This is a genomic window from Streptomyces sp. MnatMP-M17, from assembly GCF_900091995.1.
Classification (GTDB): Bacteria; Actinomycetota; Actinomycetes; order Streptomycetales; family Streptomycetaceae; genus Streptomyces.
The window spans coordinates 1-2329 of the sequence record NZ_FMDK01001044.1 but is presented as its reverse complement, the minus strand read 5'-3'; the positions used below and the strand labels follow the sequence as shown (position 1 = coordinate 2329).

The 2329-nt window shown below is 72.5% G+C and carries 2 protein-coding genes; both read right to left on the bottom strand.

The window, feature by feature from the left end:
• Window positions 1–114 precede the first annotated feature (114 nt).
• Window positions 115–783: a cell division protein FtsL gene (locus tag GA0115259_RS35625; protein ID WP_256098289.1), complete on the bottom strand. Its 669-nt coding sequence runs from the start codon at window positions 781–783 to the stop codon at window positions 115–117.
• On the bottom strand, window positions 780–1736 hold the full coding sequence (rsmH, locus tag GA0115259_RS35620; RefSeq protein ID WP_093604525.1) for a 16S rRNA (cytosine(1402)-N(4))-methyltransferase RsmH: 957 nt from the start codon (window positions 1734–1736) through the stop codon (window positions 780–782). The genes GA0115259_RS35625 and rsmH overlap by 4 nt, the downstream gene beginning before the upstream one ends.
• Window positions 1737–2329 lie beyond the last annotated feature (593 nt).

Here is a 2329-nt window from a genome sequence, read left to right as displayed (position 1 = left end):
GGCCGGTTCCGGCCCGCGCCGCCCGAGCGCGCCGGACTGCCGGAGCGGGCGGAGCTGCCCGAGCGCGCGGGACCGGGCACCCGGCGGCGCGGTGGTTCCTTGGAGGGCACTGGGTCACCTGCCGGAGGTTGTCGGGGCCGGAGTGCCTGGGGCCGGCGCGGGAGCCTGCCGTACACCCGTGGAGGCGTACGGAGAGACCTGAGGCACCGGCAGGGACGGCCCGGCCGCGGCCGGCGCCGTGGCCGAGGGCAGGACCGGTACGGGAGGTACGGGGACCGGCGAGAGCGCCGGAGCCGAGGCGGCGGGGACGACGGGGACGACGGGCGTCGGCACGGGAGCCGTCGGCGGTACCTGCTCCATGGCCGACGGCCGCACGGAGGGCTGTGTGAGCTGTGCGGAAGGCTCCGCCGAGCTCTTCGCGTCACTCCCGGCGACTCCCCGGACCGTACCGTCGGGATTGAGAAAGGCCGGGCTGCCGCCGGGCACCATGCCCAGCTCACGGGCCCGCCGCTCCAGGGCGTACGGCGCGGAGTAGGCGTCCACGTCCTTCTGGAGGGCCTGCTGTTCGTCGGTGAGGTCGGTGGTCCGCTTCTTGAGTTCGCTCAGCCGGAACGAGCCCTCGTTGAGGGAGGAGTTCAGCAGCAGCAGAGTGATCAGTCCGCCGCCGAGGAGCAGTACGACCAGCAGGACGAAGGGAGTGCGGGCCGCCGAGCTGGATCCGGCGGGCATGAGCTGGGCGAGCCGGGCCGCCCGCCCCTTCAGCTCCTTGGCCGGTCCGCTCACCGGACGTCCTCCCGGATCCGCTGCGCTCCTCGCAGCCGGGCCGGAGCCGCCCGGCGGTTCTCGGCGACCTCTTCCTCCGTAGGAAGTTCGGCGCCGCGCGTGAGCAGTTTCAGCCGGGGCTGGTAGCGCTCGGGGACGACGGGCAGTCCGGGCGGCGCGGTGGTGGCCGCGCCCGCCGCGAAGACCTGCTTGACGAGGCGGTCCTCCAGCGAGTGGTAGGAGAGGACGGCGATCCGGCCGCCGACGGCGAGGCTTCCCACGGCCGCCGGGATGGCCCGCTCCAGGACGGCCAGCTCTCCGTTGACCTCGATGCGCAGGGCCTGGAAGGTGCGTTTGGCCGGGTTGCCGCCGGTGCGCTTGGCGGCCTGCGGCAGGGCGTCACGGATCAGTTCGACCAGCCGGGCGCTGTGGGTGAAGGGCTCCTTCTCACGCTCCCTGACGACCGCCGAGACGATCCGCTTGGCCTGCTTCTCCTCGCCGTACGCACGCAGGATCCGCACCAGCTCGCCGGGCGGATAGGTGTTGAGGACCTCGGCGGCGCTGACTCCCGCCGTCTGGTCCATCCGCATGTCGAGCGGCGAGTCCTGGGCGTAGGCGAAGCCACGCTCCGCCTCGTCGAGCTGCATGGAGGAGACGCCGAGGTCGAAGAGGACGCCCTGGACACGGGAGATGCCCAGCTTGTCGAGCACCTCGGGCAGTTCGTCGTAGACGGCGTGCACAAGAGTGGCGCGGTCCGCGTACGGGGCGAGCCGCTCGCCGGAGAGCCGCAGCGCCTCCTGGTCGCGGTCGAGCGCGATCAGCCGTACGCCGGGGAAGGCGCTGAGCAGCGCCTCGCTGTGACCGCCGAGGCCGAGTGTGCAGTCCACGACGACCGCGCCGGGCCCGTCGAGCGCGGGTGCCAGCAGATCGAGGCACCGCCGGAGCATCACCGGGACATGCCGGACCTGGTTCATACCCGCTCCTCGCGGGGGCCGTCCTCGCGGGGACCGGCGGAGGTTCCCGGTGTTCCCGGCCGGTGTTCCGCGGGCGCGCGGCCTTCCGTGACTCGCTCGCTGCGCTCGCTCATGCGCCCTCTCAGGTCCGGCGCGGCGGTACGTACTGCCTGGTCACCGCCCGCTCAGAAGGGGAGATGGTCCGCCGGCGCCGGAAAGGGCGTCGGCCGACCGTCGAGCGGGAGGAGGCCGAGCCGCACGTACGCCGCACTCGCGGGGAATTCGGAATGTGTCCGGGACGTGCCCGGGACTTCCGCCACTTTAGTCCACCGGTACTCGGGGTTTCCGGTCAAGCGGGCGGCCAGCGCGTCGCCGCGTCGGCTCTCCACAAGACCATAAACGCCACAATCCACCTGTTCGGATCCACCGTACTCACCCTTGTGGGGTAGGTCACACAACGTCGAGTTGACGCTCTTTGTCCCCATCTCACCCTGGACCCACCTCGGGCCTTACCGGCGCCGGGCCATTACCGTCGTAGGTATGTCGACTTCCGCACATCTCCCCGCAGAGCCCGCCGCGGCTCCCGCCGGTGCGGCACGCACCGGCGGGACGGG